The sequence below is a fragment of the Mesorhizobium sp. M0062 genome (genome assembly GCF_040323125.1).
In the GTDB taxonomy this organism is placed as follows: Bacteria; Pseudomonadota; Alphaproteobacteria; order Rhizobiales; family Rhizobiaceae; genus Mesorhizobium.
In genome coordinates, this window is record NZ_JAMYUO010000017.1 from 37,643 (window position 1) to 59,712 (window position 22,070).

The following is a 22,070-nucleotide window of genomic DNA, read 5'->3' on the forward strand; positions in this document are numbered from 1 at the left end:
ATGACAGCACCGATGTTTGAAAAGATCGCGCTGGTCGGCATCGGCCTGATCGGCTCGTCGCTGGCCCGCATCATCCGCCGCGAGGGCCTGGCCCGCCATGTCGCCATCGCGACGCGCAGCCCGGCCACGCTGGCGCGGGCGAAGGAGCTCGGTCTTGGCGAGAGCTACACCACCTACGCCAGGGAAGCGGTCCGCGACGCCGACCTGATCATCGTCTCGGTGCCAGTGGGGTCGTCGGGCGAGGTGGCGCAAGAGATCGCAGCGGCGCTGAAAAAAGGCGCCATCCTCACCGATGTCGGTTCGACCAAGGCCTCCGTCATTGCGCAAATGCAGCCCTATGTGCCGGACGGCGTGCACTTCATTCCGGGACACCCGCTGGCGGGTACGGAGAAATCGGGCCCGGATGCGGGTTTCGCCGAGCTGTTCGAAAACCGCTGGTGCATCTTCACGCCGCTGCCGGGAACCGATCCGGCCGCGCTGGAAAAGCTGTCGGAATTCTGGCGGCGCTGCGGCTCCAACATCGACACGATGGACCCGCAGCATCATGACATGACGCTGGCCATCGTTTCGCATCTTCCGCACATCATTGCCTACAACATCGTCGGCACGGCCGACGATCTGGAATCGGTGACCAAGTCGGAAGTGATCAAATATTCGGCTTCCGGTTTCCGCGACTTCACCCGTCTGGCCGCCTCCGACCCGACCATGTGGCGCGACGTGTGCCTGCACAACAAGGATGCCATCCTGGAAATGCTGGCGCGCTTTTCGGAGGACCTCGCCTCGCTGCAGCGGGCGATCCGCTGGGGCGACGGCGACAAGCTGTTCGACCTGTTCACCCGCACCCGGGCCGTTCGCCGTTCGATCATCGAGGCCGGCCAGGATATCGACGTGCCGGATTTCGGCCGGCAGGCGGTCGAGCACCCGGCGAAAAGTTAAATCTGTTTCAGACGGGCCAGGTCGCCGCGACCATGGCCATTGTCTCGGCCCGGTCCGGCGCGCCCAGCCGGCCGCCGAAGCGCTGGCATTTGAGCGCGGCCGCCGCGCTGGCAAAGCGCAAGGCCTGCTCGATAGGCATGGCTTCGGCAAGCCCGACGGCAAAGGCACCGTGAAACACGTCGCCGGCGGCAAGCGTGTCGACCGCCTTGATCTTCGGCGCCGCGATGTGGCGCACGCATCCGGCGGACCGGTCATGCCACCAGCTTCCCGCGGCGCCGCCGGTCACCGCGACAAAGGCGTCTGTGCGGCTGGCGAGGTCGGCGCAGGCGGTTTCGGGGTCCAGCGCATGGCCGCAGACGATGCGTGCAGCCGTCTCCGAAGCGACGATGTGCGACGCCAGCGGCAACAGACGCTCCAGCACCTCCAGCGGCGCCGTGTCGGCGTCGAGGATTGCCGGGCAACCGGCGTCGCGCGCGGCGGTCAAGGCAAGAGCGGCGGCGCCCGGCCAGCGCACATCGACCAGCACGGCATCGAAGCCGGAAAGATCGGCGACAGGCACCGCCTCGGGGTCGGCCTGCGCCTTTGGGTCGTAGAAGGGCACGATGATGCGCTCGCCATGAGCGTCGACCAGGATCGCGGCCAGCGCCGAGCGGGCGCCTTCGACGCGGCGGACAAAGTCGCAATCGACGCCCTCGGCCTCGATGCCGGCCAGCAATTGGTCGCCGACGGCATCGTCACCTGCACTTGCCCACAGGAACACCTCGGCGCCGAGACGGCGGGCGGCGCAGGCAGCACTTGTCGCCATGCCCGAGGCGATCTGGATGCCGTCCGAGGCGATGAACTTGCCCTGATGCGTGGGCAGGGTTTCGACGCGCAGGATGGTATCCAGCGTCAGCGCGCCAACGCTCAGCAGTTTCACCGGTCGGTTCATGCGTCGGCTTGCTCGAGCATGATCTCTCCCCAAAAGCCGTTCCCGCTCTTTGCGATCATGCTCTATCTCTTTGTTTTAACGCAATTCCGGACGGAAAACCGCTCACACTTTTCCTGGAATTGCTCTAATCGAGCGGCTTGATCTTGCCCAGCGGAATGAAGCCGAGCGAGACCTTGCCCTTCACCACCTTGAGCGGCATCGACGGTTCGTTGCCGAGCAGCGCCAGACCGGCAAAGCCTTGCTCGATCTGGCTCTTCTGCTCGGGGATTGCGGTGGCGAGAATTGCCGCCACGGCTTTGGGATCCTGCAGCTTGATCGTCAGGTCGGCATTGACCTGGCCGTTGGCGTCGACCGACACCGGGCCGGAGACGGTGATGCGCGCGGTTCGCGACGACAGATCGAGCTTGTGGATGTCGACCGCCTGGCCGCGCAGGCTCCTGGCCTGCGTCTTCATCAGCGCGACGCCGTTCTTCAGCGTCGCGTCGCCGCTGCCGTCGAGCGGCGGCAGCACGCGCCCCCCGATCGCGTCGGCGTCGATCTCAAGATCGGTGAAGCTGCCGACGTAGCCGATGTCCTGGCCGTCGGGTCGCAACTCGCCCGCCGCGGTTCCGGCGCTGAACAGTGAAACCGGATCAGTGTCGTCGGCCGGATCCGTCTGGCCGGACAAGCTCTCCGCCTGCAGCGAAATGCTCCGGGGCAGGGGCCAGGAGAGCTTGGCATTGGCCTGCAGATTGTCCCAGTCGATCCATAGCGGCGCCATCCCCGGCACCGAGGTGCGCAGCGGCCCACGCAACTCGGCGGCAGGCGACAAAGGCCGGATGAGCTCTGCAACGAAGTTGAAGCTGCCTGCCGAGGCGGCAACGTTCCTGGCGTCGTCCTCGTAAGCCAGATTGTCACAGGAGATGGCAAAACGCAGGGGGTAGCCGCTGACGGTGAGGTTGGCGCAGCCGGCCTCGATGCCTTTGTCCTTGAGCGAGGCCACCGCCTTGTCGGCTTCGCTGCTGACGCGACCGGCGACATAGAACCAGACCGCGCTGTAGACGCCGAACAGCATAACGACCAAGGCAGCGAGCCACATCAGCCGGCGGCGAAACTTCGACGGACGCTCGTCACTTGACGTCATGCTGCGGCTTTCATTAACGCGGGCGTGTTGCGGGTGGACTGTGGCTTACGCAACAAGCAAAAAGAACAGAAGAGCACCGATTCCGATGCGGCGGCGTCACTCTCGTGCAATCAGGCTTGGCGATATGGGCGATTTTTGGGTTTTTGGCTACGGCTCGCTGATCTGGCGACCGGGATTCGCCCATGTCGAGACACGGCGCGCGCGGCTTTACGGCTACCGCCGGTCGCTGTGCGTCTATTCCTTCGTGCATCGCGGCACGCGCGAGCGGCCGGGCCTGGTGCTAGGCCTCGACCGTGGCGGCTCCTGCATCGGGCTGGCCTTTCGCGTGCCCGGCGAGCTGCGCGATGAGGTGCTGACCTATCTGCGCGAGCGCGAATTGGTGACCAGCGTCTACCTCGAGCGTGTGCTCGATATCAGCCTCGACGGGAATGGGGCGGCTGCGGGAGAGAGAGTGAAAGCGGTCGCCTATATCGTCGACCGCCAGCATGAGCAGTATGCCGGCGGGCTCGACCCCGCGCATGCGGCAGGTGTTATCCGTGGCGCCGTCGGCCAGTCCGGAAACAACGAGGACTATGTGCTCAACACGCTGCAGCATCTCGCGGCGCTGGGTATCAGCGACCACTGGCTGGAAGAGGTGGCGAAGCGGATCGCCTCGTGAGCCAGTAGACCACGGCGAGCCTGCAGGCGAAGCTCTTGCGCCTTTGTGAAGCGCTGGCCCGCTGGAAAAATTGGCTGAGGCCTTTGACCTCGGCGCGGCGAGACCTAGCTTAGCTGCGGCCCGGAGCATTCGGGTCGCCCGCCGCCAGCCCACGGAGCCCCGTCTTGCAAAAACGCCGTCTCGGTCAAACCGACCTTTCCATCGCGCCGCTGGTCCTGGGCGGCAATGTCTTCGGCTGGACCGCGGACGAGAAGACCTCCTTCGACCTGCTCGACCGGTTCGGCGACGCCGGCCTCAACGCTGTCGATACGGCCGATGCCTATTCGCGCTGGGTGCCCGGCCACGCGGGCGGCGAGTCCGAGACCATCATCGGCAAATGGATGAAAAGCCGCGGCAACCGTGACAAGATCATCGTCATCACCAAAGTCGGCTCGGATATGGGACAAGGCAAGAAGGATCTGTCCGCTGCCCATATCGAAAGGGCAGTCGAGGCGTCGCTCAAGCGATTGCAGACCGACGTGATCGACCTTTATCTCTCGCATTGGCCGGACCCGACAACCCCTTATGAGGAGACGCTCGGCGCCTACCAGAAGCTGCTCGCTGCCGGCAAGGTCCGCCATATCGGCGCCTCGAATCTTGACGCCGGCCAGCTGCGCGCCGCGCTCGATGTTGCCAGCCTGCGCGGGCTGCCGCGCTACAGCGTGCTGCAGCCGGAATACAATCTCTACGACCGCTCATCCTTCGACGGGCCGCTGCATGATCTGTGCGTGGCCGAGGATATCGGCGTCATCACCTATTTCAGCCTCGCCAAGGGGTTTTTGAGCGGCAAATACCGTAGCGAGGCCGATCTCGGCAAAAGTGAACGCGGCGGCGGCGTGAAGGCTTATCTCAATGCGCGCGGCATGCGCATTCTGGCCGCACTCGACACTGTGGCGGCGCGCCATTCGGCCAAGCAGGCGGAAGTAGCACTCGCCTGGGTGATGGCGCAGCCCGGCATCACCGCGCCGATCGCCAGCGCCACGACGCTGGACCAGGTCGACAGCCTGGTGCGCGCCGCATCGCTGAAGCTCAGCGCGGAGGATCTCGTGGCGCTGGACAAGGCCAGCGCCTAGCCGCGCAGGTTCGGCACGATCGTTCAAGACGACGGCTGTCCGCCTTGCCACACTGTTCTCCATTATTGTGGAGAAGAGGCAGCATGGCCGCAGACATTCTTTCGCAGGCGCAGCCCTGGCAGCAATTGCTGGCGCTGGTGCTGGCGGCAACCGTCGTCATGGGCAGTCCTGGCCCGGCGACGATCAGCGTCACGGCGATAGGGGCCGCCTTCGGCCTGCGCAATTCGCTTCACTACACATCGGGGATCATTTTAGGCACGGTCGCGGTGCTGCTGGTCGTGGCCACCGGCATCAAGGCTATCCTCACCTCGATGCCGGGCGTAGCGCCAGTGCTGGCGGTCGCTTCCGCCGCCTATATTCTCTACCTCGCCTACAGAATAGCGACAGCGCCGCCGCTGGCCGCGCGTGACAGCAGCGCGGTTCTGCCGACCTTCCTCGGCGGCTTCCTGCTCGCCGTTGCCAACCCGAAAGCCTATGTGGCGATTGCTGCGGTCCTTGCTGGCTCCGCGACCGCAGCCGGCGCCGATGCTCTCGGCATCCCGGCCAGGCTGGCGGTTCTCACCCTGATGATCGTAGCCATCCATATGCTGTGGCTGCTGGCCGGCGCGGCCTTCGCCCGCACCCTGCGCCAGCCGCTGGCGTCGCGGATCATCAATCTGGCCTTCGCGGCGACGCTGGTGCTGACCACGGCGCTGGCGGCGTGGCCTTGAGCCGGCCCGCAGAAGAGATCAAGCTTTGGTCTTTTTTGTTTTGGCGCAATTCAGGACGGAAAAAACCGCTCACACTTTTCCTGGAATTGCTTTGGCGGCCGCGGCGAGTTCGGCCAGCCGCTTGACCGCCGTCGGCGGCATTTGCGGCGGGTTAGGAGCCTGCGATGCCTCAATCAGCAGCTGGTCGCAGGCGACTTCCGTATCGCCGATCAGCCGGTCCATGAATTCGTCCTTGCCGAGCCCGGGCGGAATCGGCGGCAGGAAGCGGGCCTTGATGGTGCCGGGAAAGCGCAAGAATTTGCGGCGAGGCCAATAGAGGCCGGCGACATGGGCGACCGGTACCACCGGGACGCCAAGCTGCGTATAGAGCTCGACAATGCCGTATTTGTAAGCCGGCTCGTCGCCTGGCGCTCGGCGCGTGCCTTCGGGGTAGATAATCAGCTGGCGCGGATTGCGCGCCATCTCCTGCTTTGTCGATGCAACGACCTGCTTCAACGCCTTGGAGCGGCTGCCGCGGTGAACCGGGATCATCCGCATCTTCAGGATGTACCAGCCGAAGAAGGGGATCCAGGTCAGCTCGCGCTTCAGGATATAAAGCGGATCGTGGAGGAAGGGAAAGAAAGCGATCGCGTCCCAAAACGACTGGTGTTTCGGCGCCAGGATGAAAGAGCCCTCCGGCAGGTTCTCGACGCCGGTGATGTCGCTCCTGGTGCCGGCGATCTTGTCGTAGAGCCACAGGCTGGTGCGCGACCAGAATTTCGGCACGAACCAGGCGCGATGGCGTGGCGAGAGGAAGTAGTAAGGGGTCCAGAGGACCATCTGGACGATCAGATTGACATAGAAGACGAAGTTGAACGCCAGCGAGCGGATATAGAGCATGCGGGGAAGGGCCCGTTGAGGAGGTGTGCGTTGGTTACACCAAGCGCGGGCAAAAAGGAAACGCCGCAATGGCCTGACATAGGCCGGCTCGCCACTGACTCAAGCCAGTCTCAACTCACCACGTCGCCTGCAATAGCCGCTGCTTCAGCCGCGGAGCGGCGAAATCGAGGAACGCCCTGAGTTTCACCGCCAGCAGGCCTTGGCCGGCATGGACGAGGCTCACCGGCCACGGCTGCGGCTCGAAGGGTCGCAAGACCGGGACGAGCACGCCGGAACGTACTGCGTCCGCGATCTGGTAGGAGAGCACCCGCGTCATCCCGGCGCCTGCAATCGCGGCATCGATTGCAGCTTCTGCCGTGTTGACGCGCAGCCGTGAGTGGATCGGCACGATCAGTTCGCCCTTGTCGCCGGCAAAGCTCCAGCTGGCGAGCGCTGCAGGCCCTTCGAAACTGATGCATTCATGCGCGGCCATATCGTCCGGCGTCCGCGGCATGCCATGCGCGGCGATATAGGCGGGGCTGGCGCACACGACGCGACGGATCGCGCCGACGCGGATGGCAACGAGGCTCGAAGGCGCAAGCTCGCCGATGCGGATGGCAAGGTCGAGATGTTCCTCCGCCAGTTGGGTTATCCGGTCAGCCAGCGTCAGGCGAATGTTGACTTGAGGATAAGCCGCCAGGAATTCGGTGACGACAGGCAGCACGTGCAGGCGACCAAAGACGACCGGCGCGGTGATGAACAGGTCGCCGGTCGGCGTGCTGTATTCGCCGGCAGCGGTGCGTTCGGCTTCGCCGACCTCGCCGAGGATGCGGCGGCAGGCGGCGAGATAGGCCTGGCCGGCATCGGTCAGCGTGAGCTGCCGGGTCGAACGGTTCAGCAGGCGCGCCTGAAGGTGCTTCTCGAGGTCGGAAACCTTGCGGCTGACCGTTGCCAGTGGAATGCCGAAATGGCGGCCGGCAGCGGAAAGGCTGCCCGCTTCTACCGCGGCGACGAACAGCGACATGGCTTCGAGCCGATCCATAGCTTCTTCCGGAAATTGGGAGGATAGCTTGCAACTATGCCATCTACATCCAAAACATGGAAGGACCTACTTCTTCGCGTACAATGGCCGTGTTTCGGTCTCGCGGAGGCTTCCATGAATGCACATACTTTCACCAGCGATGTCGCCTTCACGCCGACGGTCAAGGCGATCCAGACCCGCAAAGGTTCGCGCAAGGGCTATGCCAGCGCCGAGGAGCGCGGCGGATGGCGCGCCCATATCACGCCCGACCTCGCCGACTTCATCGCGGCGCAGACCAGCGTCTTCCTGTCGACGGCAAATGGCGAGGGTCAGCCCTATATCCAGCATCGCGGCGGGCCAGCTGGCTTCCTCAAGGTGCTGGACGAGAAGACCATCGGCTTTGCCGATTTCTCCGGGAACAGGCAGTTCATCACACAGGGGAATCTCGCCGACAACAACCAGGCATTCCTGTTCCTGATCGACTATGCGCATCGCCAGCGCGTCAAGATCTGGGGCACGGCGCGCGTCGTCGAGGACGATGCCGAGCTTCTGGCAAGGCTGATGCCGCAGGACTACAAGGCGCGCCCCGAGCAGGTCATCCTGTTCACCGTCTCGGCCTGGGATGCCAATTGCCCGCAACACATTCCGCAGCGATTCGAGGCCGCCGATGTCGCGGCCGCACTCGCCGAACGCGACAAGCGGATTGAAAGCCTCGAACAGGAGATTGCGCGGCTGCGTGGCGCGGAAGACGGCACGGCCAAGGGGTAATCGAGCGCCGTCAGAGTCGTCTGTTTGGACGCAATTCCCAAGGGAAAGCGTACGTGCTTTTCCCGGGAAAACCGCTACACACTTTTCCTGGAATTGCTTTAGTCCTTGGCGGTCGAAACCTCGGCCAGTGCGACGCTGTCGGCGGTCTGGCGGACCGGGACGACGCCGCGCGCCAGCGCCAGCAGGTATTTGCTGTATTCGGTCAGAAGCACGCGTAGCGCTTCCGGCTTGGTCAGCCAGTCGCCATTGTCCAGATTGGTGTTGACCACCGGATAGGGTTCAAGCCTGGCGCCATGCAGCAGGCGGCCCATCTCGAGCAGGCTGCGCGGCATGTGGTAATTGTTGGTGACGAGGATGACGCTGCCATAGGCGTGGCTCTCCACCCATTTAGCGCTTTCCTCGGCATTGCCGATCGTGTCGAGCGCGGCGCGGTCGATGTCGACACAGCAGGAAAACAGCGCCTTGTCGCCGCCGGTAGCAGCCTGCAATTGGCGGCGGCTGGCAGAGGGATGCACGCCTGAGATCAGCAGCCGCTCGCCCTTGCCGGAGGCAAGCAGATCGAGTGCTGCGTCGAGGCGGGCCTGACCGCCGGTCAAGACGATGATCGCATCGGCCTTGGCCGGGTTGGTCGGGGTCGTCATGTGGCTGACCTTGCTGGCGAACCAGCCGAAGCCACCGGCAAACAGGGCCACCAGCAGCAGTAGACAGAGGGAGGCGAGACGCAGGGCGGTGCGCAAACGGCCCAGCCCGGTGCGCACACGCGAACGCACCACTGGCATCTGTCCAGCCGTTCCGGTCGACTCCCGCGCGTTCATCATCCTATGGTTAATCCTGAAATGCCTTTTTGGTAAGGAAAAAAGCGCACATTGCGTTACGTCGGTTTTCGATCCGTGATCGTCCCTTCCATTCCTGTCCTTGCCCCCGAACTGTTTTCGCTTCTGCCCTCACGGTTCACCCCGCATCCGGCTGGCGGACATCGATGTCGCTGAGATAGGCGACGACGGTGGCGTGCGAGGTCGCCGCCGTCAGTCCGCCGATCACCAGCACCATCAGGCCGACGCCGAGATAGCCTGCCGATCCGATGGCGAAATTGCCGAACAAAGCGGTGGCCTGGTCGGCCTGCGGCGTTGCCATGTTGCGCGACGACCACCAGGAAAAGACGATGAAAACCAGGATCGCGGCTGCGCCGCCGGCGGCTGCGCCCTTCATCCCGGTGACCAGGAAATGCCAGCGGAATTCGCGCGCGATGAAGCGCGCCTCGGCGCCGACGAAATGCAGCACTTCGATGATATGGCCGTTACCCGCCATGGCGCCGCGCGTCGCAAACACTACGGTCAGCACCGTCGCCGACAGCATCAGGACCAGCACGGCGATGCCGATGGTGACCGTGGTGCGGGCCATGGCGACCAGCCGGTCGACCCATGTACGGTGATCGTCGAGCGAAGCACTCGGCAGCTTGGGCGTGAGCGCCGCACGGATGGCGCTGAAGTCGGGCGGGCTGGTCTCGTCGATGGTGACGATGATCAGGCGCGGCACCGGCAATTCGTCGATATTCAGGCCCGAGCCCAGCCATGGCTCCAAAAGGCGCGCGGTGGCGTCGCGATCGATGATCCGGGTTTCCTTCACGCCGGGGAATTCGCCGACGATCTGCGAGGCCTGGGCAAGGGCTGCCTCCATGTCGAGGCCGTCGACCGGCTTGATCTGAATCGTCGCCTCGCGCGAGATCTGGTTTTCCCAGACCGAGGCAGTGTCGCGCACCAGCGTGACGGCGCCGAAAGTCAGGCAGGACAGGAAGGTCATGATGGCGATGACCAGCACCAAGGCGCGGCCGGCAATATTCTGCGCCGGCACGATCGGCGCCATGCGGCGCTGGACGCGCTGCGTCGTCGTTGCGGGCTCGGCGGCGTCTTCATGCAGCTGTTCGGCCGATAGCTCAGTCATAAATATCCAGCCTTCCGCCGGCCAGGATCATGCGGCGCGCGTCGACCTGCTCCATCAGGCCGAGATCGTGAGTGGCGATCACCACCGCGGTGCCGAGCCGGTTGAGCTCAATGAACAGCCTGAGCAACCGGCGCGCCAGCGGCGGGTCGACATTGCCGGTCGGCTCGTCGGCAAGCAGGATTTCGGGCTGTTCGATCAAGGCCCGAGCGATTGCCGCGCGCTGCTTTTCGCCGCCCGAAAGGACCGGCGGCAGCACATGCATGCGCTCGCCCAGGCCGACCCATTTCAAAAGTTCGGTGACGTCGGTGCGGTAGCTCGCTTCCTCGCGGCCGCGCACGCGCAGCGGCAGAGCGACATTCTCATAGGTGGTCATGTGGTCGAGCAGGCGGAAATCCTGGAACACCACGCCGATGCGGCGCCTGAGATGCGGCAGTTCAGCGCGCGAGATGCGCGAGCGGTCCTTGCCGAAGATGGTGATCAGCCCGCGTGTCGGCTTCAGCGACATGAACAGAAGGCGCAGCAGCGTCGTCTTGCCGGCGCCCGAGGGCCCGCTCAGGAACTGGAAGGAGCTCTCCGGAATGTGCAGGGAGATGTCGCGGAGGATTTCCGGACCCATGCCATAGCGAAGGCCGACATTTTCGAAGCGGATCACGTGCGACGACCTGAGGTGTGTGGCGGCGGCGTGCCAACCCTTTCTGTCCAACGACCATCGGCCGCCATGGTTAACCGTCGGTTAATTTTCTCTGTTTTTGAATGCGTCACAAGGGTTCCGGTGGGGAAGCGTTAACCATTTCCATTTACGCAAAAGAAACGAAAAGGCAACAGCGGGGCCATGATGGCTGAGCAACGAACCGCGCGCCCGGTTTCCGGCGAAATCATGACCGGGACAAGTGTCGCACCGGAATCGCGTCCTGTGGCGACCGACATCGTCGATGCGGATTATGAGGTGCTGCCGCAGCTGATCCCACTGATAGAAGCCATGCCGACGCCGGCGCGCGACATCGCGACGCCGTCGATGGAAGGCATGGAGATGCTGCGCAAATCAGATGCGTCAGCCGGGCGGCCGGCATCGCGTGGCGGGCCGATCTTCTGGATTGCCGGCATCGGTGCGGCGCTTGCCGCCTTCTGGGTCTCGGGTGGCCATGCGCTGGTGCGCCAGACGCCGTTCTGGTCAGTCGAACAGCCGGAGGGCGCCGTACTCAGCATTGCCGGCGTCACGTCGCGTGTCGACGCCTCAGGACCCGCCCCGGTGCTGTTCGTGGATGGCGAGGCCGTCAATGACGGTTTGAAGGCGGGACAATTGCCGCCGCTGGAGATACGTGTCACCGGCAATGACAGCCGCATCACCCGTTATACTCTGGGGACATCCAACCGTTCTCTGGCGCCCGGCGAAAGATTCGGCTTTTCCAGCCGCCTCGATGTGCCTAGAAACGGCGTCAAGGCCGTGGCGGTCACCTTCGCCGGCTAGTCGGTTCTCTGGAAAGGTTGTTGATGCCAGTTGTGCGCGGCAAGGACATCGAGGTCCTGTTTTCGGCGTCCGCGATCGCGCGGCGCAATCTCGAACTCGCCAAGGAGATCGCCGAGCACGACTATCACGACCTGCTGGTGATTTCGGTGCTGAAGGGCTCGTTCATCTTCGCCGCCGATTTGATCCGCGCCATGCACGATGTCGGGCTGTCGCCCGAGGTCGAGTTCATCTTCATTTCCAGCTATGGCGCCGGCACCACCAGCGGCGAGGTGAGGGTGCTGCGCGACATCGACAATGAGGTCGCCGGCCGCGACGTGCTGCTGATCGACGATATCCTGGAGTCGGGCAAGACGCTCTCCTTCACCCGCAACCTGATGCTGTCGCGCGGCGCCAAAAGCTGCGCCATCGCGGTGCTGTTGGACAAGCGCATGCGCCGCCAGACCGAGCTGAACGCCGACTATGTCGGCTTCGACTGTCCCGATTACTTCGTCGTCGGCTACGGCATGGACGTCGCTCACGCTTTTCGCGAACTGCCGTTTGTCGGTGTCGTCAAAGGCGATGCCTGAGAAAAGGCCCCCGACGCTTCAAATTTTCAGAAAAAGTCAACTTTTGCCCGCCAAATTCCGGCCCATGGCAAAGCTTCTGATCGTCGAGGACGATGAGTCCGTCCGCACCCTCGCCGCCCGCGCGCTCGAACGCGCCGGGCACTCGATCGATATCGCCGCCGACGGCGCGCAGGGGCTGGCGATGGTCAGTGCTGCAGGCGGCGGTTACGACCTCGTCGTCTCCGATATCCGCATGCCGGAAATGGATGGCATCGAGATGGCGATCGCCGCAGCCAGGCTTTTCCCTGACATGAAGATCCTGCTGATGACCGGCTATGCCGACCAGCGCGAGCGCGCCGAGGAATTGAACGGCATCATTATCGACGTCGTGCAAAAGCCTTTCACGCTGGCCGAAATCCGCTCGCGGGTCGACCAGGCGCTCGACTGCTTCGCCTGACACGCTTCAGGCGGCATCCTGAGACGCGGCGAGGACAGGCGCAGCGCTCCGGCGCCGTTCGGTGTTGAGCGCCAGCAGACCGGCGCCGATGATCAGCGCCGCACCGATGGCGGTGGTCGAGCGCGGCACCTCGTCGAAGAACAGGAAGCCCCACAGCGGCGACCAGATAATCCCGGTGTATTCGAAGGTGGCGACGCGGTTGGCGGGCGCCAGCCTGTAGGCCTGCGACAGCAGAATCATGCCGGCCGAAGCGACGAAGCCGCAGGCCGCCATCTTGAGGAAATCCGGGGTCGTCGGCCAGACCCACGGCCGCACCAGGAATTCGAGGCTGGGGTGGACAGCATGGGTTATGCCGGCAAGCCAGAATGTGCCGGCAACCGCAGCGGCGCCGACCAGATAGGCGCCGTTCTGGTAGAAGGCCATGACGGTGGAGGATTCGGTGTCGCCGATCTTGCGCGCCATCAGCTGTGAAAAGCCGTAGAGCAAAGCCGAGCCCAACGAAAGCAGCGCCGCCCAGTCGAACAGGCCGGCGCCCGGGCGCAGCATCACGACCACGCCCAGCATGCCGATCAGCACGGTGGCGAGAGCCTGCCAGGATACCCGCTCGCCGAGATAGGGCCCGGCTATCGCCATGATGAACAGGGGCGCCATGAAATAGAGCGCCACCGCGTCGGCGAGCGGCAAGGCAGCGATCGCCAGATAGTAAACCGTATAGGAGGAGAACTGGATGAAGGCGCGTATCGTCAGCAGGCCGAACCGCTTCGAGGCGATGGCCCGCAGGCCGACGTCGGCGCGAACGAGAAAGATCAGGATCGGCAAAGCGACGATCGAGCGGATCCACATCACCTCGGTCACGGGATAGCCGGCCGACACCGCCTTGACCAGCGGGTCCTGGAGCGAGAACACCAGCACGCCAAGGCACAGGCTGATGATGCCGAGAACGATCCGGTTGCGCATGTTGTTCTGCCGGCCCTTGCCTTAACTGCCCGCAGCCGCCCGGCCATGGGGTAAAAAGAACCCGCTACCGTTTCGGGCAGCGGGTATGAGTGAGGACTCTTTGATTGGTCCGCAGCCGATTTCGCGGCGGCATATCCAATGGGCGAGCGGACTATGCTGGGGCGTTTGACATGTTGCAAACGAATTGGAATGATACCAGCGATCAAATTTGCTTATGACGGATTCGATGCGGCCACCCCTCGACAGCGATCTCCTGCGCACCTTCGTCGCCATTGCCGAAGCGGGCAATTTCACCCGGGCGGCGGAGCAGGCCGGGCGCACCCAGTCGGCGGTGTCGATGCAGATGAAGAAGCTCGAGGAGCTGGTCGGCGACAGCCTGTTCGAACGCGGCTCGCGCGGCGTGGCGCTGACGCGCCGTGGCGGCGAGCTGATCGTCAATGCCCGCCGCATCGTCTCTCTGCTCGACGAGACGGCGGCATCGATGGCGGCGGCACCGCTTGGCGGGCCTGTGCGCATCGGCATTCCCGAGGAATATGGTCACGCCATCCTGTCGCGCGCGCTCGGCGCCTTCTCGAAGCGTCACACCAAGGTCGAGGTCACCGTGCGCTATGCACATTCGGGCGCCCAGCTGGCAGCGTTGGCGGCCGGTGAACTCGACCTCGCCGTGGTGTTCGAATGGCAGGATCCTTCCGGCGGCGAGGTGCTGATGCACGATCCGACCGTGTGGGTGACATCGAGCCTGCATCACATGCATGAGGAGCGGCCGGTGCCGATCGCGCTCTACAACCGGGCCGGCTGGTGCAAGGACTTTGCCATCAAATCGCTTGAGCAGCGTGGGCTGGCCTACCGTGTCGCCTATACCAGCGACACCACCGGCGGCCTGAAGCTCGCCGTCACCTCTGGCCTGGCGATCGCGCCGATCTCGCACAGCAATATTCCGGATGGCTGTCGTGAACTCACCGCCGCTGACGGGTTCGGCCATATCGATTCCTCGAATGTGGTGATGCACCGCAGCCCAAATGCCTCAGGCGAAGCTATCGACGGCATGCAGGAGGCGATCCGCGAGGCGTTCGTCAACCGGCCGGCTTAGTCTGTTGCATCCTCGTAGAAATGCAGGCGATTGCCGAAGGGGTCGCCGACCGACACTTCACGGGTCTGCCACGACGTGGTTTCGAGGCCCGGCCGGGCGTAGCGGTATCTCTTGCCGATCAGTTCGCGATGCAATGCCGCGATGTCCTCGACCTTGATGCGCATGGCTATACCCGGCGCGCCGTCGCCATGATGTTCGCTCAGATGCAGGACACAGCCGTCGCGGATTACACCCATGTAGAGCGGCGCATTGTCGTCGAAGCGGTGCTCGAACTCGACCTTGAAGCCGAGAAAGTCGACATAGAATTCGCGTGCCTTGGCGATGTCGAAGATGCGCAGGATGGGCGTGACGGCACCGAGTTTCGGCATGGCGCTGATACCATTCAGTTCGACGGATGTTGCCTTGGAGGCTACTTCAGCTCCAGCAGCCGCTCGAGGTAGCTGCGCTCGATGTCGGGGCTGAGCGCGTTGCCGAGCCGCTTGCGAATCGCCTCGAGAATCTGGCGGGCGCGCTGCACGTCGATCTCGTCGGGCACCTTCACCGAATCGCCGAAATCGGGTCCGCGGCTGGCGCGCGGTCGGCCCAGCGGATCGCGGCCGGCGTCCTGTTGGCGGCCGCCTTCCTGGCTGCCGCCCTGGTCCCCCTGCATCGCCTGCAGCTGCTTCATCATCTCCTTGGCGCCCTTGCGCAGCGCTTCCAGCGCGCGACCCTGGTGGCCGACTGCTTGGTCGCCTTCGCCTTCGCCAAGCGACTTTTCGGCATTGCCCATGGATTTGCCAGCGTCGCCAAACCCCTCATTGGGTTGCATGCCCATGCCTTCCAAGCCCTTCTTCAGCTTGTCGAGTTCGCTCTGCAACTGGCCCTGGCCTTCCTGCAGCTGCTTCATCGCATCGGCGAATTCCTGCGGTGTCATCGACTTCGGCCGGGCGAGAGGATCGCGATCCTTGCCGACGCCCGGCTGGTCCGGGTCGTCGCCATTGCCTTCGCCGGGCTGCTGATTATCTCCGCGCTGCATCTGGTCCATGCGGTAGGTGTCGTTCATCATCTCCTGCTGGCGGCGCATGATCTCGCCCAGCTTGTCCATCTGCTGGCGCATCTCGCTGTCCTGCTCGCCGCCCTGCTGCTGACGGCCGGCCTGCAGGTTGTTCATCATGTTTTCCAGCTGCGACAGCAGCTCCTGCGCCTTGTCGCGGTCGCCCGACTTCGCCAGGTTCTCGATCTGGTCCATCATGCGGTCGATATCACTCTGACGCAGCTCGCGACCATTCTGTTGCATCTGCGGCGCGTTCGGGTTCTGCTTGGCGCGCTCGGCGAATTCCTGCAGGAATTCGTTCATCGCCTCGCGCAGTTCCTTCATCGCCTTTTCGATCTCTTCGTCGCTGGCGCCGCGCTTGATGGCGTCCTGCAGCGCCTGCTGGGCTTGGCGGAGCCGCTTTTCGGCGGACGAGAGATTGCCTTCCTCGATGCCGAGCGCGATTTCCCAGAGATAGGCAACCTCGTTGCGCAACTGATCGTCGCTGTCCGACATCTTCAGCCGGCTGCGGGCGCTCATGATGGCGAGGTAATGCGACATGTTGTCGAACGTGTCCTCGGGCCGCAGCGTGATGGCGTCCATCAGGTCGAGCACGCGCGGCTTGGCATTGGCGTCGAGCGCCAGTAGGCGGCGCTGCTCGACCACGGCCCGCGCCAGCGGGTTGGCGAAGGGCCGCTCCGGCATCACAATAGTCTTGGTTTCGCTGGTCGCGGTGTGTCCGGCATCGTCGGTGGCGACAAGCGACAGCTTGATGCTGGCGCCGGCCCAGACGTGCTCGGTGAGGTCCTTGGTGGTCTTGGCGGCGTTCGCCTTGCCGCCGCGGCGCGGCAGCGCCAGCGGCAGGTCAGGCGGGCCGTAGAGCGGATGCGCATCGGGCGCCGCCGGATCGGCCAGCGCGAAAACCGCCTTGGCGGTGGCCGCGCCATAGTCGTCGTCGATCTGGTAGTTGAGCTCGAAGGCGCCGTTGACGGCGCGCTTGGGCTCGCCGACGAAGCGGATCGTCGGCGGCTTGTCGGGGATCACCGCGAAGGCCCAGCGACCGAGATCGGCTTCGCCCGACTTCAGCGTCAGTGTCCCGTCGGCGGTCAGCTTGCCGGTGAACTGGCGCAGCTTGGGGGTCGCGGGGTTGACCGCCGCTGCCTTGACGGCCGCCACCTGTGGTCCCGACGGGTCGATGGCGCGAGCATTGCCGCCCTTGTCGGCAAAGCTTAGCGTTTCCTCGCCGGAGCCGCCGGTCACGCGCAGCGAGACGTCGCTGCCTTGCGGCACGGTGAAGGTGGCAACCGCCTGCTTGGCGTTGCCATCGATGACTGGCGCGGTCAAGAAGATGGGCGGCTTGCCGGTATAGGCCGGCGGGGTCACCCAGGCATCGATGCGCGGCGGTACGATGTCGCGCGCCGCATGGGCACTGAAACCATCGGACAGCCTGCCGCCGGACGGTCCGAAGGAAAAGGCAAAAGCGGTGACCAACAGCAGCGCCGCCACGGCACGCAATGCCCACGGATCGCGCTCCGGCACGCGGGTACGCGGCAGGTCGGCGCCAAGGCTGCCGAGCTTATCGGCCATGCGCTTTTGGTGTTCGCGCCACAACGCCTGGGAAAAGATGCTTTCCTTGCCGCTGGGACGGTCGGTCTGCACCAGCACCGGGCTGTGCTGCAGCTGGTTGGCGGCCTCGATACGGCGGTCGATTTCAGCGGCGGATGGAAGCTTGAAGAAACGCAGCGGATAGAGCGCCGCCAGCGTGGCAATACCGAACGCAGTGACCAGGATAATGCGCGCAATGTCAGGCAGCCGGGGGAAAAGGCCGAGCCAGGAGAGGCTGAGAAACAGGCTGGCGATGATGAGCAGCGGCAGAAGCAGCGGCCAGCCGCGCTCGACCGTCATCGAGACCCGTGTCGCCAGCCGGCTCAGGGCAAGCCGCCCGGCCAGGCTGCGATCGCCACTGGAAATGGGGCGTTCCGTCATCGGCCCTTCCTGCCCGGGCGGGATAGCCCGGACTCAACAAGCAGAAGTTTACCAGCAAACACGGCAAAGGCGAGGCGGTTCCGGAAAACTTGAAAAGCTTTGACGGGTTTGCGTCCCACTTCAGTCGAAGCAAGGTTTAGAATTTCGCCGGATCGGTATTCGAGCCGCAGACAAGGACGGCAATCCGCTCGCCCCGCGCCGGTGTGTAGCGGCCGGACAAGAGAGCCGCAAAGGCTGCGGCGCCACCCGGCTCGGCGATGATCCGCACCCGCTCCCACAGCGCCTTCTGCGCGGCAATGATGGCGTCGTCGGTGACCAGAATGGAGCGCTCGACAAAAGCCTCGGCGATCGGGAACATCATCTCGCCGACGCGTTTGGGCGCCAGCGAATCGGCGGCAACGCCTTCGGCGGGCGCATCGACGGGGTGGCCGGCTTCGAAGGCGCGATGCAGCGTCGGCGCGCCTTCGGGCTCGATGGCGATGATCCTGATGCGGCCGGCAAACCAGGCGGCGATGCCGCCGATCAGGCCGCCGCCGCCGACAGCGACCAGCAGCGTGTCGATGTCGGGCAGATCGGTTTCGATTTCGAGGCCGAGCGTGCCTTGGCCGACCAATGTTTCCTCCTGGTTGAAGGCATGGATCTGCAGCGCGCCGGTCTTTTCGGCAAAAGCCTCGCTGGCGGCCAGCGCCTCGGCATAGCGGGCGCCGCCGACGATCAGTTCGGCGCCGTAGCCGCGGATGCGCTGCAGCTTGGCCGCCGGGCTGACTTCGGGAACGAAGATCGTCGCCTTGTGGCCAAGCCGCATGGCGGCATAGGCGACTGCGGCGCCGTGATTGCCGCCCGAAGCCGCAACCACGCCGGCCGCAGGCACCGGCCGTTCGAGCAGATTGGTGAAGGCGCCGCGCGCCTTGAACGAACCGGAATGCTGCAGGCATTCGAGCTTGAGGTCGACCGCCAGCGGCGGCCGGTCGAAATCGGCCATGTCGACGCGCAGCACCGGCGTGTGCCTGATATAGCGGCGGATGCGCGGTTCCATCGCGGCAATGCGTTCGCGCGTGACGGTGTTGCCGTTCGTCATGACCATCTCCTTGGGATTGACAGCAATTAGTAACTTGGCAAAATGGCTAAATGCAAGAGGTTGATGTCTTCAAGGCGATCGCCAATGAACGCAGGCTGCAGATCCTCGACTGGCTGAAGGATCCGCAGGCCCATTTCCCGGCCCAGGCAGACGGCGATCTGGTCGAGGACGGCGTTTGCGCGCTGCTGATCGCGGAGAAGCTCGGCATTACTCAGGCGACGCTCTCCGAACATATGCGCGTGCTTACCCAGGCCGGCCTGCTGCGGCCCAAGCGCATCAAGCAATGGACGTTCTACCGCCGCGACGAGGACAGGATCGCCGACACAAGGATGCTCATCCAAAACCGGCTGTAGCGCAGCCGCCGTGGCGGCTCCTATGCAAGCCAGTCGGGCACCGAATCCAGGCCGATAAGCTCGTCATAGGTCTGGCGCCGGCGTACGACATGGAAACGGTCGCCGTCGACCAGAACCTCAGGCACAAGTAGGCGGGTGTTGTAGGTGCCGGATTGCACCGCGCCATAGGCGCCGGCGGTGGTGACGGCAATGAGGTCGCCAGACTTGAGCCGGGGCAAGTCACGGTCGAGGCCGAGATAGTCGCCGGTCTCGCAGACCGGGCCGACGACGTCGACCGCCATGCGCGGCGTGTCGGCCGGCGGCTGCACCACCGGCTTGATGTCGTGGAAGGCATCGTAGAGCGTCGGCCGGATCAGATCGTTCATGGCGGCGTCGACGACGAGGAAGTTCTTGGCGTCGCCTTCCTTCACGAAGATCGCTTCCGAGACCAGGATGCCGGCATTGCCGACGATCAGCCGGCCCGGCTCGAACATCACCTTCACTCCAAGCTTTGTCAGGTGCTTCCTGACGATCTCGGCATAGGCATCGGGCAGAGGCGGCGGGCTGTTGTCGGTGCGGTAGGGGATGCCGAGGCCGCCGCCGAGATCGACATGCTCGACGGCGTGGCCATCGGCGCGCAGCGCGCCGACCAGTTCCGCCAGAAGCGCGAAAGCATCGTCAAAGGGCTGCAACTCGGTGATCTGGCTGCCGATATGGGTATCGATGCCGATGGGCTTGGTGCCCGGCAAACCGGCCGCGCGGGCATAGACCTGGCGCGCCCGTTGCCAGGGAATGCCGAACTTGTTCTCGGCCTTGCCGGTGGAGATCTTCCTGTGCGTCCTGGCGTCGACATCCGGGTTGATGCGCAGCGACACCGGCGCCACCTTGCCGAGCGCGGTGGCGCGGGCCGACAGCAATTCAAGCTCCGGCTCGGATTCGACATTGAAACAGAGAATGCCGGCCTCGAGCGCGAAATCCATCTCGCGCGCGGTCTTGCCGACACCGGAAAACACGATCTTGTTGGCCGGGATTCCGGCGGCGAGCGCGCGGCGCATTTCGCCTTCCGAGACGGTATCGGCGCCGGCGCCGAGCTTTGCCAGCGTCCGCAGCACCGCCTGGTTGGAATTCGCCTTCAAGGCGTAACAGACCAGCGTGTCGAGCCCGGCAAAGGCCCCGGAGAACACCCGGTAGTGCCTCGTCAAGGTTGCCGCCGAATAACAATAGAACGGCGTGCCGACGCTTGCGGCGATGTCTGGTATCGCCACGTCCTCGGCATGGAGCACGCCGTCGCGGTAATCGAAATGGTTCACGAGAGTGTTTCCGGAAGTTGGAGCACGAGACCTGGTTAGCACGAGACCTGGTCAGAAAGACCAAGCCGGTCTCATCGGCTCTAGATCAGCGGGTCGAGGATGAATTTCTTGTCCACGACCGGTTTTTCCGGCTCCGGCGGCACCGGCTGTTTGGCGCGCTCGGCGTCCTTGCGGGCCTGGACGGCCGCTTCATAGGGCGTGTCGAGACCGGCCTTACGGCCGCAAGCGGTCACGGCAGCCATCGCCGTCAGCAGCGTCAGCGTCACCAAAATCCTGCTTGCGGTCATCGATCCATCCGTCCGAAACTTTATGTGCTGCGCTTTTAACCGAGTTTTAGGCGCATTGCACCCCGGCATCATGCCTTGGCGATGCGCTTTTTCCAGCTGCGGATCTGCTTCCTGACCTCCGACGGCGCCGTGCCGCCGAAACTGGTGCGGCTCTTCACCGAATTCTGCACCGCCAGAACCGAGAAGATGTCTGCCGTGATGCCGGGGTTGATCGACTGCAGATCTTCCAGCGACAGCTTTTCAAGGCTCACCTTCTTCTCTTCGGCCACCGCCACCGCGCGGCCGGTGACATGGTGTGCCTCACGGAAGGGAAGGCCCAGCGCGCGCACCAGCCAGTCGGCGAGGTCGGTCGCGGTCGCGTGGCCCGAGCCGGCGGCTTTTTTCATGGCGGCGGCATTGACCGTCATGTCGCGCACCATGCCCGTCATCGCAGCCAGCATCAAATCGAGTGTTTCGGCAGCGTCGAAGACCGATTCCTTGTCTTCCTGCATGTCCTTGCCGTAGGTCAGCGGCATGCCCTTCATCACGGTCAGCAGCCCGACGAGATGGCCGGTGACGCGGCCGGTCTTGCCGCGCACCAGTTCGGCGGCGTCCGGGTTCTTCTTCTGCGGCATGATTGAGGAGCCGGTGGAGAAACTGTCCGACAGTCTGACAAAGCCGAATTGCGGCGTCGACCAGATGATGATTTCTTCGGCGAGCCGCGACAGATGCGTGGCGGAGATCGCCACCAGGCTCAAAAACTCCAGCGCGAAATCGCGGTCGGAGACGCTGTCCAACGAATTGCGCATCGGCTCGCGGAAGCCGAGCGCCTTGGCGGTCTTGTGGCGATCGATCGGAAAACTGGTGCCGGCAAGCGCTGCCGCGCCGAGCGGGCTTTCATCCATCCGCTCGATGGCGTCGCGGACGCGCGACAGGTCGCGCGAAAACATCTCGACATAGGCCATGCAATGGTGGCCGAAGGTCACCGGCTGCGCCGCCTGCATGTGGGTGAAGCCGGGCATCACGGTCGCCGCATGCTCCTCGGCGCGATCGAGCAAGGCTGAGATCAGCCCCTTCAGCGCCTCGGCGACGCGAAAGCACTCGTCCTTGACCCAGAGCCGGAGATCCACCGCCACCTGGTCGTTGCGTGACCGCGCCGTGTGCAGGCGGCCGGCGGCCGGGCCGATCAGATCGGCGAGGCGGGCCTCGATGTTCATGTGAATGTCTTCCAGCCGGGTCGAGAACTCGAACGTGCCGGCCTCGATCTCTTTCAGGATCGTGTTCAGCCCGTGAGCGATCTTTTCTTGATCGGCCGCCGAAATAATGCCCGTTTCAGCCAGCATCTCGCTGTGGGCGATCGAACCTCTTATGTCTTGCGCATAGAGTTTGCGGTCGAACGAAATCGACGCGTTGATCGCTTCCATGATCGCGGCCGGACCCGAGGCAAAACGTCCGCCCCACATCTGGTTGCTGGCCTTCTTGTCGCTCATCGCTATAACCCGTGCTCCGGA

24 protein-coding genes are annotated in these 22,070 nt (G+C 64.3%); 10 read left to right on the top strand and 14 right to left on the bottom strand.

The features are described 5' to 3' along the window. Positions 1 to 936: a prephenate/arogenate dehydrogenase family protein gene (locus NKJ64_RS19960; protein ID WP_352463197.1), complete on the top strand. Its 936-nt coding sequence runs from the start codon at positions 1 to 3 to the stop codon at positions 934 to 936. A 7-nt stretch (positions 937 to 943) separates the two neighbouring features. Here the strand turns inward: NKJ64_RS19960 and NKJ64_RS19965 are convergent, their stop codons facing one another. Further along, entirely contained in the window at positions 944 to 1,867 is a 924-nt protein-coding gene (locus NKJ64_RS19965; protein ID WP_352463198.1) for a sugar kinase, read from the bottom strand. A 124-nt stretch (positions 1,868 to 1,991) separates the two neighbouring features. Then, positions 1,992 to 2,990: a DUF2125 domain-containing protein gene (locus NKJ64_RS19970; RefSeq protein WP_352463199.1), complete on the bottom strand. Its 999-nt coding sequence runs from the start codon at positions 2,988 to 2,990 to the stop codon at positions 1,992 to 1,994. Positions 2,991 to 3,114: 124 nt separating this feature from the next. Here NKJ64_RS19970 and NKJ64_RS19975 point away from each other — a divergent pair, with 124 nt between their 5' ends. The 3 genes from NKJ64_RS19975 (at position 3,115) to NKJ64_RS19985 (ending at position 5,470) form a co-directional block, all read left to right on the top strand. After that, positions 3,115 to 3,648, top strand: a complete 534-nt coding sequence (locus tag NKJ64_RS19975) for a gamma-glutamylcyclotransferase (protein WP_352463200.1) — start codon at positions 3,115 to 3,117, stop codon at positions 3,646 to 3,648. A gap of 164 nt (positions 3,649 to 3,812) precedes the next feature. Then, the gene (locus tag NKJ64_RS19980) at positions 3,813 to 4,760 is read left to right on the top strand and encodes an aldo/keto reductase (protein ID WP_352463201.1); all 948 of its coding nucleotides are present in this window, start codon (positions 3,813 to 3,815) and stop codon (positions 4,758 to 4,760) included. An 83-nt stretch (positions 4,761 to 4,843) separates the two neighbouring features. Beyond that, entirely contained in the window at positions 4,844 to 5,470 is a 627-nt protein-coding gene (locus NKJ64_RS19985) for a LysE family translocator (RefSeq protein ID WP_352463202.1), read from the top strand. Positions 5,471 to 5,539: 69 nt separating this feature from the next. Here the strand turns inward: NKJ64_RS19985 and NKJ64_RS19990 are convergent, their stop codons facing one another. Together NKJ64_RS19990 and NKJ64_RS19995 are read right to left on the bottom strand one after the other, a co-directional pair. Beyond that, on the bottom strand, positions 5,540 to 6,349 hold the full coding sequence (locus tag NKJ64_RS19990) for a lysophospholipid acyltransferase family protein (protein WP_023748506.1): 810 nt from the start codon (positions 6,347 to 6,349) through the stop codon (positions 5,540 to 5,542). A 115-nt stretch (positions 6,350 to 6,464) separates the two neighbouring features. Next, positions 6,465 to 7,370 carry a LysR family transcriptional regulator gene (locus NKJ64_RS19995; protein ID WP_023748505.1) on the bottom strand — a complete coding sequence of 302 codons (906 nt, stop codon included), beginning with the start codon at positions 7,368 to 7,370 and terminating at the stop codon, positions 6,465 to 6,467. Positions 7,371 to 7,484: 114 nt separating this feature from the next. Between NKJ64_RS19995 and NKJ64_RS20000 the strand changes: the two genes are divergently transcribed. Next, positions 7,485 to 8,117: a pyridoxamine 5'-phosphate oxidase family protein gene (locus NKJ64_RS20000; protein ID WP_023748504.1), complete on the top strand. Its 633-nt coding sequence runs from the start codon at positions 7,485 to 7,487 to the stop codon at positions 8,115 to 8,117. 98 nt (positions 8,118 to 8,215) lie between these two features. On the opposite strand, the gene NKJ64_RS20005 is transcribed toward NKJ64_RS20000, so the two are convergent. The 3 genes from NKJ64_RS20005 to ftsE all read right to left on the bottom strand — a co-directional run bounded on the left by NKJ64_RS20005 (position 8,216) and on the right by ftsE (position 10,710). Further along, positions 8,216 to 8,935, bottom strand: a complete 720-nt coding sequence (locus NKJ64_RS20005) for a YdcF family protein (protein ID WP_023737444.1) — start codon at positions 8,933 to 8,935, stop codon at positions 8,216 to 8,218. Positions 8,936 to 9,068: 133 nt separating this feature from the next. Next, positions 9,069 to 10,058 (bottom strand): cell division protein FtsX, encoded by a 990-nt coding sequence (locus tag NKJ64_RS20010; RefSeq protein WP_023673312.1) that lies wholly within the window; start codon positions 10,056 to 10,058, stop codon positions 9,069 to 9,071. After that, entirely contained in the window at positions 10,051 to 10,710 is a 660-nt protein-coding gene (gene ftsE, locus NKJ64_RS20015; RefSeq protein WP_023685344.1) for a cell division ATP-binding protein FtsE, read from the bottom strand. The genes NKJ64_RS20010 and ftsE overlap by 8 nt, the downstream gene beginning before the upstream one ends. A gap of 180 nt (positions 10,711 to 10,890) precedes the next feature. On the opposite strand from ftsE, the gene NKJ64_RS20020 reads away from it, so the two are divergent. From NKJ64_RS20020 to NKJ64_RS20030, 3 genes are all read left to right on the top strand, one after another. Then, the gene (locus tag NKJ64_RS20020) at positions 10,891 to 11,526 is read left to right on the top strand and encodes a hypothetical protein (protein ID WP_023685343.1); all 636 of its coding nucleotides are present in this window, start codon (positions 10,891 to 10,893) and stop codon (positions 11,524 to 11,526) included. A 23-nt stretch (positions 11,527 to 11,549) separates the two neighbouring features. Continuing rightward, positions 11,550 to 12,092: a hypoxanthine phosphoribosyltransferase gene (hpt, locus tag NKJ64_RS20025; RefSeq protein WP_023673315.1), complete on the top strand. Its 543-nt coding sequence runs from the start codon at positions 11,550 to 11,552 to the stop codon at positions 12,090 to 12,092. 64 nt (positions 12,093 to 12,156) lie between these two features. Beyond that, positions 12,157 to 12,528, top strand: coding sequence for a response regulator (locus tag NKJ64_RS20030; RefSeq protein WP_352463203.1), 372 nt, complete (start codon positions 12,157 to 12,159; stop codon positions 12,526 to 12,528). A gap of 6 nt (positions 12,529 to 12,534) precedes the next feature. Here the strand turns inward: NKJ64_RS20030 and NKJ64_RS20035 are convergent, their stop codons facing one another. Beyond that, a complete protein-coding gene (locus NKJ64_RS20035) occupies positions 12,535 to 13,485 on the bottom strand; it encodes a DMT family transporter (RefSeq protein WP_023694029.1) in 951 nt (316 codons plus the stop codon). Between the two features lie 226 nt (positions 13,486 to 13,711). Between NKJ64_RS20035 and NKJ64_RS20040 the strand changes: the two genes are divergently transcribed. Then, a complete protein-coding gene (locus NKJ64_RS20040; protein ID WP_023698713.1) occupies positions 13,712 to 14,575 on the top strand; it encodes a LysR family transcriptional regulator in 864 nt (287 codons plus the stop codon). On the opposite strand, the gene NKJ64_RS20045 is transcribed toward NKJ64_RS20040, so the two are convergent. The 3 genes from NKJ64_RS20045 to NKJ64_RS20055 all read right to left on the bottom strand — a co-directional run bounded on the left by NKJ64_RS20045 (position 14,572) and on the right by NKJ64_RS20055 (position 18,651). Next, positions 14,572 to 14,943: a glyoxalase superfamily protein gene (locus NKJ64_RS20045; protein ID WP_023685340.1), complete on the bottom strand. Its 372-nt coding sequence runs from the start codon at positions 14,941 to 14,943 to the stop codon at positions 14,572 to 14,574. The genes NKJ64_RS20040 and NKJ64_RS20045 overlap by 4 nt on opposite strands. Before the next feature lie 41 nt (positions 14,944 to 14,984). Next, positions 14,985 to 17,573, bottom strand: coding sequence for a TIGR02302 family protein (locus NKJ64_RS20050; RefSeq protein ID WP_023711721.1), 2,589 nt, complete (start codon positions 17,571 to 17,573; stop codon positions 14,985 to 14,987). A 136-nt stretch (positions 17,574 to 17,709) separates the two neighbouring features. Further along, positions 17,710 to 18,651 carry a threonine/serine dehydratase gene (locus tag NKJ64_RS20055; RefSeq protein ID WP_352463204.1) on the bottom strand — a complete coding sequence of 314 codons (942 nt, stop codon included), beginning with the start codon at positions 18,649 to 18,651 and terminating at the stop codon, positions 17,710 to 17,712. Positions 18,652 to 18,701: 50 nt separating this feature from the next. Between NKJ64_RS20055 and NKJ64_RS20060 the strand changes: the two genes are divergently transcribed. After that, entirely contained in the window at positions 18,702 to 19,004 is a 303-nt protein-coding gene (locus NKJ64_RS20060) for an ArsR/SmtB family transcription factor (RefSeq protein ID WP_023694025.1), read from the top strand. 20 nt (positions 19,005 to 19,024) lie between these two features. Here the strand turns inward: NKJ64_RS20060 and lysA are convergent, their stop codons facing one another. From lysA to argH, 3 genes are all read right to left on the bottom strand, one after another. Continuing rightward, positions 19,025 to 20,293, bottom strand: coding sequence for a diaminopimelate decarboxylase (gene lysA / locus NKJ64_RS20065; protein WP_352463205.1), 1,269 nt, complete (start codon positions 20,291 to 20,293; stop codon positions 19,025 to 19,027). An 80-nt stretch (positions 20,294 to 20,373) separates the two neighbouring features. Continuing rightward, a complete protein-coding gene (locus NKJ64_RS20070) occupies positions 20,374 to 20,580 on the bottom strand; it encodes a hypothetical protein (protein WP_023673325.1) in 207 nt (68 codons plus the stop codon). Positions 20,581 to 20,648: 68 nt separating this feature from the next. Then, on the bottom strand, positions 20,649 to 22,049 hold the full coding sequence (argH, locus tag NKJ64_RS20075) for an argininosuccinate lyase (protein WP_352463206.1): 1,401 nt from the start codon (positions 22,047 to 22,049) through the stop codon (positions 20,649 to 20,651). Positions 22,050 to 22,070: the final 21 nt, after the last annotated feature.